The organism is Pedobacter sp., assembly GCF_035566355.1.
Classification (GTDB): domain Bacteria; phylum Bacteroidota; class Bacteroidia; order Sphingobacteriales; family Sphingobacteriaceae; genus Pedobacter.
In genome coordinates this window covers 1-15100 of the sequence record NZ_DATMRL010000398.1, presented here as the reverse complement: position 1 = coordinate 15100, position 15100 = coordinate 1, and the positions used below count along the sequence as shown (strand labels likewise).

Sequence of the window (15100 nt, the reverse complement as noted above, 5' to 3'; positions counted from 1 at the left end):
AATGCGACTTCGGTTACCGAACCAGAAAATAATATGTTTAAAAAGATTCATCCGGCTGTGGGGGCAGGGATGCGGGTGAAGTTTAACAAAGCATCAAATACAAATGTCGCCATAGATTATGGGGCAAGCAAAGGATATTCTGGATTTTCTATAAGCTTGGGAGAAGCTTTTTAAATTTGTGGTATGAAAAAAAGGCTGCATAATTTTCGCTGAAAAAGCGAAAACAACGCTAGGCCATTTTTCATACCACAAATTTTTGAGCGCAGACCTTTCCCTCGCCTACACAAAATATTGGAAGTCATCTTTACAGATGGGGAGACCGGAAGAGTGGAGGTTTTATGGATTTTGTTTTGCTATTTTTTTTAGTTAAGAATAAAATGATATCTTTGCTAAAATTTATAGTATTTGAGAGATGCCAATGACCATAACTGTACTCGCCGTAATTGAACCTGATATAACTGCTGCTGCACCTTTATCTAAAGTGATGAATGAAAGGCTTCGTCGTCTGGCTGCTGAATTGCAGGACCAGCATCTCAAAAACCTTAAATCAATTGATTCCGGATGTGAAGATGTGGTCATTTACATTAGTTACAATACTAAATATAATATCCGCTGGAAAATTGTAAATGATGTTCCTTCTGCTATAGAAACTGAAGTAGCTCATCAATGTGCTCTGTTGGGATATATCCTCTGGAAGGGCAGTCCGATCTATAATTTTAAATTTTAAAAAAGCCACCTTGTTCATTGGTGAACGGTATAATTTATACGCTGTCGGAAGGGGCAGTTTTTAACAGGCCAGGAAATAAATTCCTGGCCTGTTCTTTTTTTAAGAATTTAACTGTTTAATTACAGCAATGATATCTTCTTCACCGTAAGAAGGTTCAGCCTGTTTAAAAGTCTCTAAGGCTGTGGTGGCAAGCGGACTGGAAAGTCCTTCATTTTTTGCCAGTGTCAGGTCTTTAACAATGTGTTTGAGTGCAAATGCAGCTTTGTATTGATCGTTTAAGATGGCATCTCCTTTAATCTTTGTAAAAATATTGCCGAGCGCTGCCTGTCCGATTAAAGTCATCAGGTCTTCGGTTTTGATCCCTTGCTGGTTAGCGAAAATAACGGTTTCCGCTAAACCTTGTGCATACAGTGCAAGTAAACTGTTGATGGCCAGCTTTGTGCTGTTCCCTGCTCCGGTTTCGCCCACCAGCATCACCATTTTTCCCAGAACTTCAAGAACCGGTTTTACCTTTACAAAAATACTTTCCGAGCCGCCGGCCATAATCACCAATTGTCCTTCCTGTGCTTGTTTAACACTGCCTGATACCGGTGCATCTATATATTCATGACCCAATTCAGCAGATAACGCGGCCATTTCTTTACTCACACCGGGCGAAACTGTGCTCATATTAACAATGATCTTGCCGTTAGTCTTTACACTCAACAAACCATTTTCGGCGTTAAAGATCTGCCGAACAGCCTGGTCATCTGAAACCATCAGGATTACAATGTCCGAAGATTGAATCAACTCAGCAGGCGATGAGGTAACCCCGGCGCCCATTGCTTTCAATGCGTTTTCTTTTTCCTTGCTTCGGTTGTAAACCTGCAAAGGATAACCCGCTTTGATTAACTGTTCAGACATGGGAATCCCCATATTTCCAAGGCCAATCCAGCCAATTTTTGTCTTGTTCATGTCTTATCTATTTATGATTTTTGATCTTTTCTATACCAAAATAAAGTACTTAATTGTTTAAAGAACCATTTATATCTCACGTTGAAGATGCAGGTGATAAAGCTTTTGCTGTAGGGCTCTTAAAGCTTTACTCCAGTCTGTTTTGAAATCGTTTAAATTGACCAGCTCACTAACGGTTAACGTTTCTTCGGCATACCGGTCAGACCATAGTCCTATTTCTATGATCAGAGGCACCAGGCCAATGCCTTTTTCAGTCAGGCTATAAATCATCTTTTGTTTGTGGTCCTGATCTCTTTCTTTTATGATAAATTTTTCTTTCTCCAGAAAATTTAATCTGTTGGCCAAAATATTGGTAGAAATGTGTTCAGCGGAAGACAAGAACTCATTATAAGAACGCTTGTTGAAGAAGATCATATCCCGTATAATCAACAAGGTCCACCGATCCCCGAAGAGCTCCAATCCAAAATTAAGGGGGCAGTCTGATTTCATATCATCCAGTTTAAACTACTTGCAAATATAAAGTAGTTATTTATATTTGCAACAGCTTGCTAAGTGCAAGTAGTTAAAACTTGTAAAATGAAAAGAGTAGTTATAACAGGAATGGGCGCGCTTACGCCGGTAGGAAATGATATTCAAACTTTTTGGGATAGTCTTATCCAGGGAAAGAGCGGTGCAGATCGCATCACCAGGTTTAATCCTGCTGCATTTCGTACCCAGATTGCTGCAGAGCTCAAAGACTTTGATGCCTCACTTTTTCTCGACAGAAATGAGATCAAGAGAACGGATCCTTTCACTCAATATGCACTTGTTGCTGCCGGACAAGCTATTAAAGACTCTGGCCTTGATTTCTCTATTATGAACCCTTATGATACGGGGGTGATCTGGGGATCAGGACAGGGCGGGATGCTCACGTTTGAGGAGCAGGTTACGGAATATACAGAAAACAATTTTGTGCCCAGGTTCAGTCCCTTTTTTGTTCCCAAGCTCATCGCCAATATGGCATCGGGAATGATCTCCATAAAGTATGGCTTAATGGGCATCAATTATACAACAGTATCGGCCTGCTCCACTTCCAATACGGCCATCATGGATGCTTTCAATTACATCAGGTGGGGAAAAGCCAAAGTGATCGTTACCGGAGGCTCTGAAGCGCCAATTACACAAGCTTCAGTAGGTGGTTTTTGTGCAATGAAGGCGATGACTACACAAAATGATACGCCTCAAACTGCCTGCAGACCTTTTGATGCGGGGAGAGACGGATTTTTGATGGGTGAGGGTGCAGGTGCATTAGTTCTTGAGGAATATGAGCATGCCATTGCCAGAAATGCAACGATTTATGCTGAGCTTGCCGGAGCAGCTATGACTGCCGATGCTTACCACATGACTGCAACACATCCGGAAGGAGAAGGGGCGGCTACTGCTATGCGTTTTGCGTTGGAAGATGCCAGTTTGAATATAGAAGACGTTGATTATCTAAATGCCCATGCGACCTCAACTCCTGTTGGAGATATGAGTGAGTTAAAGGCTATAACCAAGTTATTTAAGGATCAGACAGATCATTTGCACATCAGTGCAACAAAGTCTATGACGGGTCATTTGCTTGGTGCAGCTGGTGCGATAGAGGCGATTGCCTGTATCCAGGCCATCCGACATTCTATTGTTCCTCCAACAATTAATTTGACGGATCCGGATCCGGCGATTCCTTCCAATTTGAATATTGTTAAGGTAGAGGCAATGGAGAAGAATATTGATGTGGCTATGAGTAATACTTTTGGCTTCGGCGGGCATAACGGTATCGTCGTGTTCAAGAAGTTCCAGGGTTAAACTATATTCGGGTTTTATGGAAAAATTAAGATGCTCTTCGAGGACTGGACTCCTTGCCCCGCTGCGCTCTTGTGGCAAGGCGCCCTGAGGTCCTCTCTGAGCAATCTTAATTTTTTTGGGCGCAAACCGATATGGAGTATAACAAGCATGGAACCTGTATATTGATGTCGTTATGACCAAATATGGAGTATAACAAGCATGGAACCTGTATATTGATGTCGTTATAACCAAATATGGAGTATATCCGTGCTGTTCCGCTATTTTTACAACATACCGGCTAGGCGTGAAATCCAGAAATAAATTTGGTGTCTGTAGAGAGGCATTGGCTGGTTTGCCCCCTCTTCGGGGGCTTAGCAGGCGCAGCCTCGAAACAGATACTAAATTTATTTCAATTCAGCACCCAATAAAAAAATCCGGACTTGCGTCCGGATCCATTATTATAATTATTAAACATGAAAACTAAGCCTGTGGCTCCAGGTATTGCGCATAGCAATATCCTTCTTCACCGTCATTTGTGCGCACCAGCCACCATAAATCGTTACTTCTGTTAACCAGGGTAATCACTTCACCATGAGCCGCTTTTCCAACAATAGGCTGATCTGTTCCAGGGCCTTTCCGGATATTCAAATTGGAACTCTCCGTAACCACTTTTGCATGCGTTACGGCAGCATCAACAGCTACGTTTACATTTAGTACCAAGTCGCCAGACGCGAAATTTGGGTCAATCTGATTGTAGATGTCCCAAAGGTTATCCTTGGCTGCACCATCAGGTGCTGTGCCGTCCACATACAATACGCCATCCTGCTCACGTACGGCAAGATCTGTAATCCCTGCAGCAGAGGCTGCATCTGTCAATTGTTTATATTTATCTTGTAAAGCCATGATGCGTACTATTTAATCGTTAATTTGTTGTCAATTTTCTTAGGCTTAAGTGCAGAAAGGTGCTGCATTAGCGTGATCAAAGAAGCTTTCTTAAGCTCTCCGGTCAAGGTCACTACACCATCTTTAACATCTGCTTTAACCGTAGGGAAGTCCTTTATTGCATCAGCAACATTCTTTTGGAGGACTGTATCCTCCGCAATCACAACAGGTGCAACGACAGGCTTAACCGTTAAATCGTTTGCAACAGATTTGACCCCTTTTTCAGCTTTGGCAACCTCTTCAGCGGTCGCTTTTGCCGCATCATCCGGCACTTCACCAGTTAAAGTAACAGCGCCTTTGGTTACGGCAACCGTAATTCCACTTGCCTCCTTAGCCTGAACAGCCTTCTGAATGTCTGCATCCTTTGGCCCACAACTCGCCAGGAACAGGGTCGCGGCAACAGCCGCACTCATCATTAATTTAGTTGTTTTCATCTTTTGGTATTATGTTAATTGTAAAATTAATTTGTATTAATAAGCAAAAGTAGAAGGGAAATGTTTTAGCAATTTCCTATCCATGATCAAAATTAGAGACGACTATTGATCTAATATAAGAAATATATATTCTGCTGGAAAAGAAATAAAAATTAGCCAGCAGACATACGGTGGCAAGATATTTGAACCAAAAGTGGTCTATGAATGAACAATCTTCCCTCTTGCAAGCCCTGAGATCGGGCGATGTAGAAGCGGCCAAACAACTATTAAATAGTGGGGAACGCTTACCTAAAAACCTTCAGTCCTATGAATGGAGCGCTATTTTTGACAAAATTAAAGATCGTAAAGCCTTTGATGTCCTAGACCAGCTGATTGGAGACGGGACCATTGAAACTGACCTTTACGAATACGATTCCTTTAAAAAAAGCATCTTTGACCACATTATCCGTTTTCCAACAGACGAGGCCTCTCTGGACTATTTTAGTACCTTAATTGGCAGATTTCAAAGCCTGAACAGTGATCTTCAGGACCAGACCTTGCTGGGCTATGCGCTGGAGGAAGGGGCAGATATTGCGCTTATCAAACGTTTGGTGGAAGCTGGCTGTGACATCAATTATAAAAACAATGCAGAAGAGAATTTTATCTATCAGGTTGTAAATAATGGTGCTCTGAGTCTTAGAAATAAGGAAAGAGGTATAGAATATCTGAGATTTTTAATTGGCGAAGGTCTGGAGGTGGATACAGCGAATATTATAGGAACCACACCACTTCATTTGGCCATTGACAGGAACAGGGCAGAGTACCTGGATGTGCTGCTGGAAAATGGAGCCAATCCAAATGCACAAGACAAGAAGGGCAGAACTCCATTTTATAACGTTGTAGTGGATCAGTTTAACCTCACTTCCTACGATAAACTTGCCAGCTATGATCGTCCTGCTTTTGAACTTCGTGCTCAAGAAGAAGGTACAATGCTGGCCAAGTATGTGAGCAGGCTCGACAGAGGTTCAGAAAGTGAAATTAAATTGCTGGAACGCTTGCTACAGGATGGGGCAGATGTTTATCATACCTCCGAGCATTATGGAAAAGAGAAATCAGCTTTAGATTGGGCTGCCGAAAAAAATGCAGAGATATTGAAAATACTGGTAGAAGAGGGAAATATAGACATTAACCAGCAAGATAATGAAGGAAATACTCTGCTGCATAAAGTTTGTGCTCATGAATTGTATCGAGATAACGAAAAAGCCAAAGAAACTTACCGGAAGGTAAAGCTTCTTCTTTCAAAAGGTGCCGATATTCATATCCAGAATGATAAGGATCAAACTGCGCTCATGCTCGCTTCCCAGGACAATACCAAATCAAAAACCGTAGAACTCTTATTACAGAATTAATATGTCGATGTCATTTATCCTGGCTTGCGAAAGCGGAAACCGAAAAATAGCAGAAATCCTCCTGGCTAATAAAGAAGCAGATTTTAGTTATACAGATGAAAAAGGGCGTACAGCATTACATTATGCGGCACACCGGGGTTATCTGGATTTGGTTAAAATACTGGTTGGCGAAGGTGCCGACCTGAACTATGAAGACCACGAAGGTGAAACCCCACTTTATTTTGCCTGCCTGCAAAAACAAAAGCAGACGGCTTTATACTTATTGCAAAACGGGGCAAATATCAATATCAACGATAAGCAAGGCAACAGCCTTTTGCATCTGACTGCATTGTCCGGGCAGGTAGAAGTGATGGAAAAGCTGATGAAAGAAGGCATTGAAATTGACCTCGAGAACAACGCTGCAGAGACTGCTCTTCTATTGGCTTCCGGCTGCAGAAATAAAGAAGTTGTACAGTTGCTCCTGCAACAAGGGGCAAATGTGAATACCACCAATAAACACGGAGAAAGCCCGTTACTATTTGCAGTCAGGTCTAAGAATCTGCCTATGGTCGAACTGCTGCTGCAAAACGGCGCCCACCTGGATCATGTTAACCACGCCGGTGAAAGTGCACTGTTGATAGCTTGTTATGAAACCAACAGAATCATTACTAAATTATTGATAGATAAAGGAGCAGATATCTTTGTGACATCCAAAAATGGGGTATCACCGGTTTGGTATGCCTGTGCCAATAACCAGAAGGAAATTGTTGACCTGTTTCTGGAAAATGGTCTGGATGCAAACCACAGTAAACCGGTTTCTGATCAGACAGATTCCATGAATTCCTATCTGGACTGGATAGAATCAGCCACTGGTCTCTCTTCAGACAGTAATTTTAACTTAACGGGTTCTTACAGTTCGGGTGGCGAAAGCTTGTTGCATGTTGCCGTTAAAAATGGCCATTTGAGCATGGCTAAATTACTGGTAGAGAAAGGAGCAAATATCAATATCCAGGACGAGTCTGGAAACACGCCATTACATTATGCCGCTGCAAACGGTAAGAAGGATGTCGTAAAATACCTGCTCGAAAATCAGGCTGATGTTTCTGTTGTCAACGTAAAGGAACAGAAGGCCATTGATTACTCCAATATCAAGGGTTTTAACGAGATCACAGAACTGATCCTCAAATTTAGCCCGCAGGGAACGGCCGTTAAGCCCGCCGAACCGGTAGTGACGGCTCAAGCAGTGCCAGAAAATGACATGGCAGCAAAAAAGAAGGCCTTGCTAGATTTAAAAGAACTGCTGGATGCCGGAATTCTTTCGCAGGAAGAATTCGATGCAGAAAAAAGTAAAATACTGAAGGGATAACAAGAGATCGGAATCAGCTGCGCTCTATGATGCAGCGCTCATTTTTGAGCAATTCAATAGACTCAGCGATTTCGAACTCCGTTTTCATTCTCTTTTCTTCCTGACGGAGATATTTCTTAAGTTCCCTTTTATGGTAGGCTTGAAAAAAACGTCTGATGTCGTCGTCTGATTTAAGGATCAGACCAGGTACCTGGAGTGGCTTATGGTCTTCATCCATGGCCACCATAGTAAAGTAACTGGTATTGGTATGTTTTACTTCATTGGTCTTTACGTTTTCAGAGATTACCCTAATACCAACCACCAGGGAGGTTTTGCTCACATAGTTTACTGAAGCCATCAGAGAGATCAGTTCACCTACTTCAACAGGTGCAAGGAAATCAATAGCATCCACAGATGCAGTTACACAATAGGCTCCCGCATGTTTTGCAGCACATACGTAAGCAACTTTATCCATAAGGCCCATAATAATTCCACCGTGGATTTTGCCTCCAAAATTGGCATAGGAGGGAATCATTAGTTCTGTCAAAGTGGTGTGCGACTCTGAAACGGTTTTATAGTTTTCCATATATCATCTGTTACCGGAAAGTTATAAAAGAAAAATAAAAACAGGAAGTGATCATCCAGTTTTAATATAGAAATAACCAAAATAAATATTCCCCTATCTTTGAATATGCTTAGACCTGGTTCAGATAAAAGACAAAAGAGAGGGATTGTTCACTTTAATCTCAAGAAGGAAAAAAGAACAGTTGTACCTTTTGGACTGGCGGATTTTCAGGGAAGAAATGAAAATTCCTGTTTTACTTTTGAGTATAGTCTGGAAAGTCCTGCAACTGGGGTTCTCCTGGAAATTCAGGATGCAAGAGATCAACTCCTGTACCAATATGCTGCTGAACCTGTGTCCCTGCAGCCGGGTACATATCAAATTCATTGGGACGGCTTTGACAGGGATGGAATTTACGATAGCCGTAGATTTGACCAACAGTACTTTTATGCAAAACTGACTGTCCTGAAAGATAATGCTGTTCAGTCTGAAGTCTTGAAATTCGGTGCCTGCTATAAGGAGGTAAACTGGATAGATGTCAAAATCAACCGGCCAAACCGTACAATTGAAGCGGTATTAAGAACCAATTTCGAAGATCTGGGTGCTATGGGGGCTGTAAAGGCACCTACGAAGACCTATCAGGATTTACTGGATCTGGCCTTAGAGGGTATGAAACAGTATTGGAGCAGGAACCACCATCATTCTGAAGGAAAAAATATACATATGCCTGATGGCCAGAAGTATGAGTTTTATCTGGAAGCAGAGAACAGTACGAAAAGAGCGATTCCCTCTCCAGGAATTGTATACAACAGCCAGGGACGGCTGCGCAGATCAAGAAACTGGGAATTGTCCCGGATCCTTTATTATAATACAGGTGCCCTTAAAGTAAAAGGGGAATGGCTGACGTTAAAGGAGAATTATGCCGTAGCTGATTTCAAACATACGGCTGCACATGAAATAGGCCACGAGATCTTACTGGCCTATGGAGGGCATCAGTATTCTAAAGCACATAAAGGAAGTTCTACCATAATAACGCAGGCCGTAAAAGGAAACTTTCTGTATCCCCAAACCGGAGAAATAGACCTGATGATCTATTATGCCGAAGATGAAACCCATCCTTACCCGCCAGATTATAACAACCGTTCGGTTGCCTCAGAAAAAGATGTACTGGGCTTGGTCTGGCTCAGTAAAATAGACTATTTTCTAGTCAGAAGCGACATCCTCACCTAGATCCGCAGAAGAATTAACAATGGAGAACAGGAGTAAAGTTCTGTTTTCTACCTCGATCTGACGGTCCTGTTTTAATCCGAGTTTTTCTAAAAGACGAATGGAAGGCCCATTATCCGGGGATACAATAGCCACTATCACCGGATATAAAGGATTTTTAGAAAGCCGTTCCAGGACTGCTTTTGTTGCTTCGTAAGCATAGCCCAGCTTGCTGAAATCGGGGTGGAATGCATAACCAATGTCGTGGTGGTCAAGGTAATCTTTTTTAATAAAGGAAACTGCACCTACGGGTGTGCGGTCTGTTGCTTTTTTAACAATCCAATATTGAATAGTGGGGCTGTCTATAGTTCTTTGAACATAAGTCTCCGCATCAAACAGCGTTTTGATATTCCTGTCTCCAATAAACTTCAGCCAGCCGGGTGTATTGAGCAAATTAAGGATGAATGCTGAGTCGTCCGGGCTTAGTTTTTCAATCAGCAGCCGTTCTGTTGTAAGAGTATCTAACATCTTTATAAGGAAAATAGATTTCTGCTAATCTATCCAAAAATTAAATCAATCGATTATAAAGCAGGCAAATTGGTGTTTTTTTTAATAAATCTCCTAATTTTGGCCTAAATGACAGAAGTAAAAAAAGGGGCACATCAGTTGCCGGAGCTTCGCATAGTAAAGGTAATCAGATACGTTACGCCCTTAAGAGAAGGGGGTTCCATGCCTGCTATTGCAGAAGCTGACGATGAATTTTTATATGTAATTAAATTTCGAGGTGCCGGCCAGGGCGTTCGTGCATTAATTGCCGAACTGATAGGCGGGGAGATTGCCCGTAGTCTGGGTCTGAGGATTCCGGAACTGGTGTTTGCAGAACTGGATGAAGCCTTTGGAAGAACGGAGGCAGACGAAGAAATCCAGGACCTGCTCAAATTCAGTGTTGGACTTAATCTTGCCTTGCATTACCTTTCTGGTGCCATTACTTTTGATCCGGTGGTCGATACTGTAGATGCAAAGCTCGCCTCACAGATTGTTTGGCTGGATTGCCTGCTGACCAATATGGACCGTACTGCAAGAAACACCAATATGCTGATGTGGCATAAAGAATTATGGCTGATTGACCATGGCGCATCGCTGTATTTTCACCATTCCTGGCAAAATTGGGAAGAACAAGCCAAAAAACCGTTTGTTCTGATTAAGGATCACGTGTTGTTATCACGTGCTTCAGAGCTGGAAACGGTAGATGCAGAATTCAGATCTATACTCAGCCCCGAACTCCTGAAGTCTGTTACAGACCTCATCCCGGTTGAATGGCTGGAAGGAGAAGGCCACTTTCAATCTGCAGAAGAACACAGAAGTGCCTATACGCAATTTCTGACCTCCCGCGTCAGCCATTCGGAGGTATTTGTAAAAGAAGCCCAGCATGCAAGAGAGAGACTTATATGAGTACGCCATCATTCGCGTTGTACCCAGGGTAGAACGTGAAGAGTTTATGAATATAGGCGCAATCGTCTTTTGTGCAAAACAATGCTTTCTGGAAGTGGTTTACCACCTGGACAGGGAGCGTTTAGCCGCTTTTTGTCCTCAAACGGATCTGGAAGAACTGCAACTGCACCTTAAAGCTCTGCAAGACATTTGCAGCGGCGAAAAAGAGGCCGGGCCTATTGGCCAGCTGGACAGACCTTCCAGATTCAGATGGCTCACTGCAACCAGAAGTACGGTGATACAGACTTCAAAAGTACATCCTGGCTTTTGTATCGATGCGGCCGCAACCTTAGAAAGAATATACCGCACAATGGTGCTTTAATGAAATTGAATGGACTATTTTAAAAGATTACTTGAACTGCTTGAGACAGAACAGTCAGAGGATCTTAAAATCTATCAGCAACTTACAGAAAGTTCATCCCTGGCCGAACGCAGATCCAATGGACTGGTTTGGTATCCTGTGGCCATCAGAGGTTCGGAAATGAGCCGTGGTGACTATCTTACGGTAGAAACAGAACGGACAACACATCAGGATGTTGCTCATCAGTTTCGCTTTGGAATGCCGGCAGTTCTGTTTTCTAACCACGATCCCAAGAATGATCGTATAGAAGGTGTGATCGCTTACCAGGGCGGAGACCGCCTGAAACTCAGTCTGAAAACTGATGAATTGCCAGACTGGGCATCAGATGGAAAGCTGGGGGTCGAATTGTTGTTTGATAACAACAGCTATGAAGAGATGAAAACGGCACTGAAAGCTGCGGCCTCAACCGACGAAAAATCGCGCAGCTGGCCTATGATACAAGTGCTTTTGGGCGCAAGACAGGCCACTTTTCATAAAAACATCCAGCACTTTGCGGGCAAAGGGCTGAATGACTCGCAGCAAAGCGCAGTAGATCAAATCTTAATGGCCAATGAGCTTGCCGTAGTACACGGCCCTCCCGGCACAGGTAAAACCACCACACTGGTCCAGGCCATCACTGGACTGCTGGCTCAAGACAAGCAACAAATCCTCGTTGTTGCTCCAAGTAATACAGCTGTTGATCTGTTGAGTGAAAAATTAGCGGCAGAAGGTGTAAATGTGCTAAGGGTCGGAAACCCGGCCAGAGTTTCAGAGCAACTGATGTCGCTGACACTTGATCAGAAGATGGGCGCACATAAAAGCATGAAAGAAATACGTGCCCTTAAAAAGCAAGCCGGCGAGTTTAAAAATATGGCCCATAAATACAAAAGGAATTTTGGCAGGGCAGAAAAAGAACAACGCAAAGCTTTGTTTGATGAAGCCCACAAGATCATGAAAGAAGTGGACCGCACCGAGCAATATATCATTGAACAATTGCTTTCTGAGGCGCAGGTCATTACGGCTACCTTGGTGGGCGCCAATCATTATACCGTACGCAACCGTCAATACCATACGGTGGTTATTGATGAGGCAGGGCAAGCCCTGGAACCCGCTTGCTGGATACCGCTGTTAAAGGCAGAGAAAGTCGTGTTTGCCGGAGATCATTGCCAGCTGCCACCAACCATTAAATCAAATGCCGCAGCTAAAGATGGATTAAGCACCACCTTACTGGAGAAATCTGTGAAACTGCAGCCTGAAGCCGTGGTGCTGCTGGAAGAGCAATACAGAATGCATGAGGTGATTATGGGGTATTCTTCATCTGTATTTTATGATGGCAGGTTAAAAGCAAATTCGGTTGTCGCAAACCGCGTTTTGTTCAAAGGAGATAAACCTTTAGCCTTTATTGATACCGCAGGCTGTAGTTTTGAAGAAAAGACGGAAGGCACCAGTACAGTGAATCCTGATGAGGCCGCTTTTCTACTTCGTCATCTCGAGCAATTGTTGAACTCAGTTCCTTTTTCCGAAAATGCCTCTGAATGTCCGAGCATAGCAATCATTTCTCCTTACAAACAGCAAGTCCGGATCTTAAAAGAACTTTTACTCCAGGCACCTGAACTTTTAAAATATGCAGCCTGTATCTCTGTAAATACCATAGATAGTTTTCAGGGCCAGGAAAAAGATATTGTATACATCAGTCTAACCAGAAGTAATATGGAAGGAACTATAGGCTTCCTTTCGGACATCAGAAGGATGAACGTAGCGATGACCCGGGCCAGAAAAAAACTGATCGTGGTTGGAGACAGCGCCACCTTGAGCCGGTTTTCTTTTTATTCGGGCTTTATTGCCTATGCGGAACAACAAAATGCCTACCACAGTGCATGGGAATTCATGGAGGTATAATTGCTGTTGTTTTTTAACTATATTAGATTTAAGAAACGCCATTATGAAAGTTATCGCCCTGATCTTAATCGCCTTGGTTGCCCTGGAGCACCTTTATATCCTTTGGCTTGAAATGTTTGCCTGGACAACCCGAGGCAAAAAAGTTTTTAAAGGGTCTATGCCGGAAGAGATGTTTGAGAAGACAAAAACGCTGGCTGCCAACCAAGGTCTTTATAACGGTTTTCTGGCTGCAGGTCTGATCTGGTCGTTGTGCATCCAGGATCCTGTATGGTTTAAGAATGTTTCCTTGTTTTTCCTGTCCTGTGTTGGAGTTGCAGGTATATATGGTGGTTTAACCGCTTCAAAATCTATCCTTGTCGTGCAGGCACTACCTGCGGTACTGACAATTCTTGCTGTTTTATTCTTTACATCCTAACTGCAATTGGTTTTATAATGGTTTGATATGCTTGCGCCATGAGTGCGCCATGAGTGCGCCTTTTTACAGAAAAAAGGCGCACTCATGGCGCAGGTAATATCCTTTCATTACGCATGCATACTAAACTATTATAGAACCATTGTTGAGTGGTTTAGCAACTTGTCTGCCTGGTGCCAATTCCAGGCCATAAAAAAAGGCCTTGTCTGTTAAACAAAGCCTTTTGCTAAACACGTTAACCGTGTGTTATTTTTTTAATTGTTTTTTTGTGGATTCTGTCAACTCACGGTTTGCCAGTGCATGGCATTCCATGATAGCATCACTGAACATCATTTGTTGCGGTGGCGTTTTTTGAGTTGAAGCAGAAGGGCCTCTCAAAGCACCTACAAGACCTAATTCTCTGGCAACGTATACATAGCGGATGGCATCAATAACCACACCTGCAGAGTTTGGAGAATCTTGTACAGACAGTTGTGCATCAAAAATAACAGGTGCACCCATAAATCCTTCCAGTTCCAAACGGAAATTGGCTACTTTATTGTCACCATAGAAAGAAATGTATTCGGAAGGACCTGCATGTAAGAAACTGTCTTCAGTAGAAATTCCTCTAATGTCATTTTGTGCCCTGATCACATTTTCTTTGGAGATTTTTTTAGATTTTAATCTGTTTTTATCTTCCATGTTCAGGAAATCTGTATTTCCACCAACATTTCTCTGGATGTGTGCTTTTACATGGTGTCCACGTTCAAAAGCCAGTTCCTGAAGCATTTGAGAAACAATACTTGCTCCAAATTGACTGCGCATGTCATCACCAATAATTGGAATACCTGCATCAATGAAGCGTTGTTCCCAAGCTGGGTCAGATGCGATAAATACCGGGATACAGTTCACTAATGAAATTCCAAGTTCAATACAGATCTCCGCGTAGAATTCTGTAGCCAGTTGAGATCCAACAGGTAAATAGTTGATCAGCACTTCTACTTTATGATCACGTAAATGAGCAATTACCTCGTTTCTTAAAGAATCTACTAGGTTTTTATCGTAAGTTACTGAATCCAGTAAAATATCTGAGTTTTTTAATTCGTCTTTAATCACAAATCTGTTGGCCTCAGGATAAGAAGCCATTAATGGAGATACACCGTCAATAACAGGAGACCGGTAGATAGGCGCTTCAGTTTTAATATCCGCATTAAGTACAATTGTACAATTAGGTTGAGCAAAAATGGCTTCTTTTAGCGTACGTCCGATTTTTCTTTCATCGATATCGAACCCGCAAACAAATTCTATGTTCCCAGCTGTGTAACCGCCAATGTTATCAGTCATCAGACCTGATTTTTTGTCACTATGTGTGGTATAATATTCTACACCCTGCACGAGTGAGCTGGCGCAATTACCTACGCCTAAAATTGCAACTTTGATTTTATTTTCCGGGTTATGCATTATAAAGGGTTATTATATAATATTTAATTAAGTAATGTAATAATTAAAGTGCGCAAAAATATTGAATCTGATTTATATTTTGAATATAGATTATACAAAACAACGTTAAAACACGATAAGTGTTCAAACTTTGACATTTTTATAACGATAGATTCACATTAAGCAGTTTGTTTTATGG

General features: G+C 42.3%; 16 protein-coding genes. 9 read left to right on the top strand and 7 right to left on the bottom strand.

Annotated elements, in window-relative coordinates:
• Positions 1-412: 412 nt before the first annotated feature.
• Positions 413-727, top strand: a complete 315-nt coding sequence (locus VNZ46_RS15275; protein ID WP_325560932.1) for a hypothetical protein — start codon at positions 413-415, stop codon at positions 725-727.
• A gap of 99 nt (positions 728-826) precedes the next feature.
• Here the strand turns inward: VNZ46_RS15275 and VNZ46_RS15270 are convergent, their stop codons facing one another.
• Both VNZ46_RS15270 and VNZ46_RS15265 read right to left on the bottom strand, forming a co-directional pair.
• Entirely contained in the window at positions 827-1681 is an 855-nt protein-coding gene (locus VNZ46_RS15270; RefSeq protein WP_325560931.1) for an NAD(P)-dependent oxidoreductase, read from the bottom strand.
• A gap of 69 nt (positions 1682-1750) precedes the next feature.
• A complete protein-coding gene (locus VNZ46_RS15265; protein ID WP_325560930.1) occupies positions 1751-2170 on the bottom strand; it encodes a helix-turn-helix domain-containing protein in 420 nt (139 codons plus the stop codon).
• 87 nt (positions 2171-2257) lie between these two features.
• Between VNZ46_RS15265 and fabF the strand changes: the two genes are divergently transcribed.
• Positions 2258-3505, top strand: a complete 1248-nt coding sequence (gene fabF / locus VNZ46_RS15260) for a beta-ketoacyl-ACP synthase II (RefSeq protein ID WP_325560929.1) — start codon at positions 2258-2260, stop codon at positions 3503-3505.
• A 459-nt stretch (positions 3506-3964) separates the two neighbouring features.
• Here fabF and VNZ46_RS15255 read toward each other — a convergent pair whose 3' ends face one another.
• Complete coding sequence (locus VNZ46_RS15255) at positions 3965-4387, bottom strand: SH3 domain-containing protein (protein WP_325560928.1); 423 nt, start codon at positions 4385-4387, stop codon at positions 3965-3967.
• Positions 4388-4395: 8 nt separating this feature from the next.
• Positions 4396-4860, bottom strand: coding sequence for a BON domain-containing protein (locus tag VNZ46_RS15250; RefSeq protein ID WP_325560927.1), 465 nt, complete (start codon positions 4858-4860; stop codon positions 4396-4398).
• 200 nt (positions 4861-5060) lie between these two features.
• Here VNZ46_RS15250 and VNZ46_RS15245 point away from each other — a divergent pair, with 200 nt between their 5' ends.
• Positions 5061-6248 carry an ankyrin repeat domain-containing protein gene (locus VNZ46_RS15245; RefSeq protein ID WP_325560926.1) on the top strand — a complete coding sequence of 396 codons (1188 nt, stop codon included), beginning with the start codon at positions 5061-5063 and terminating at the stop codon, positions 6246-6248.
• Between the two features lies 1 nt (position 6249).
• A complete protein-coding gene (locus tag VNZ46_RS15240) occupies positions 6250-7593 on the top strand; it encodes an ankyrin repeat domain-containing protein (RefSeq protein ID WP_325560925.1) in 1344 nt (447 codons plus the stop codon).
• 13 nt (positions 7594-7606) lie between these two features.
• Here VNZ46_RS15240 and VNZ46_RS15235 read toward each other — a convergent pair whose 3' ends face one another.
• Positions 7607-8158, bottom strand: a complete 552-nt coding sequence (locus tag VNZ46_RS15235; RefSeq protein WP_325560924.1) for an acyl-CoA thioesterase — start codon at positions 8156-8158, stop codon at positions 7607-7609.
• A 99-nt stretch (positions 8159-8257) separates the two neighbouring features.
• On the opposite strand from VNZ46_RS15235, the gene VNZ46_RS15230 reads away from it, so the two are divergent.
• Positions 8258-9364: a hypothetical protein gene (locus VNZ46_RS15230; RefSeq protein ID WP_325560923.1), complete on the top strand. Its 1107-nt coding sequence runs from the start codon at positions 8258-8260 to the stop codon at positions 9362-9364.
• On the opposite strand, the gene VNZ46_RS15225 is transcribed toward VNZ46_RS15230, so the two are convergent.
• Positions 9338-9868 carry a GNAT family N-acetyltransferase gene (locus VNZ46_RS15225; protein ID WP_325560922.1) on the bottom strand — a complete coding sequence of 177 codons (531 nt, stop codon included), beginning with the start codon at positions 9866-9868 and terminating at the stop codon, positions 9338-9340. The two genes, VNZ46_RS15230 and VNZ46_RS15225, sit on opposite strands and share 27 nt — an antisense overlap.
• A 108-nt stretch (positions 9869-9976) precedes the next feature.
• On the opposite strand from VNZ46_RS15225, the gene VNZ46_RS15220 reads away from it, so the two are divergent.
• The 4 genes from VNZ46_RS15220 to VNZ46_RS15205 are packed head-to-tail and all read left to right on the top strand — an operon-like array spanning position 9977 to position 13485.
• Entirely contained in the window at positions 9977-10792 is an 816-nt protein-coding gene (locus VNZ46_RS15220; RefSeq protein ID WP_325560921.1) for a HipA family kinase, read from the top strand.
• The gene (locus VNZ46_RS15215) at positions 10770-11153 is read left to right on the top strand and encodes a DUF3037 domain-containing protein (protein ID WP_325560920.1); all 384 of its coding nucleotides are present in this window, start codon (positions 10770-10772) and stop codon (positions 11151-11153) included. The genes VNZ46_RS15220 and VNZ46_RS15215 overlap by 23 nt, the downstream gene beginning before the upstream one ends.
• A 9-nt stretch (positions 11154-11162) precedes the next feature.
• Positions 11163-13070, top strand: coding sequence for an AAA domain-containing protein (locus VNZ46_RS15210; protein WP_325560919.1), 1908 nt, complete (start codon positions 11163-11165; stop codon positions 13068-13070).
• Between the two features lie 43 nt (positions 13071-13113).
• Complete coding sequence (locus VNZ46_RS15205; protein ID WP_325560918.1) at positions 13114-13485, top strand: DUF1304 domain-containing protein; 372 nt, start codon at positions 13114-13116, stop codon at positions 13483-13485.
• A 243-nt stretch (positions 13486-13728) separates the two neighbouring features.
• Here VNZ46_RS15205 and VNZ46_RS15200 read toward each other — a convergent pair whose 3' ends face one another.
• Positions 13729-14922, bottom strand: a complete 1194-nt coding sequence (locus tag VNZ46_RS15200) for a Myo-inositol-1-phosphate synthase (RefSeq protein ID WP_325560917.1) — start codon at positions 14920-14922, stop codon at positions 13729-13731.
• Positions 14923-15100: the final 178 nt, after the last annotated feature.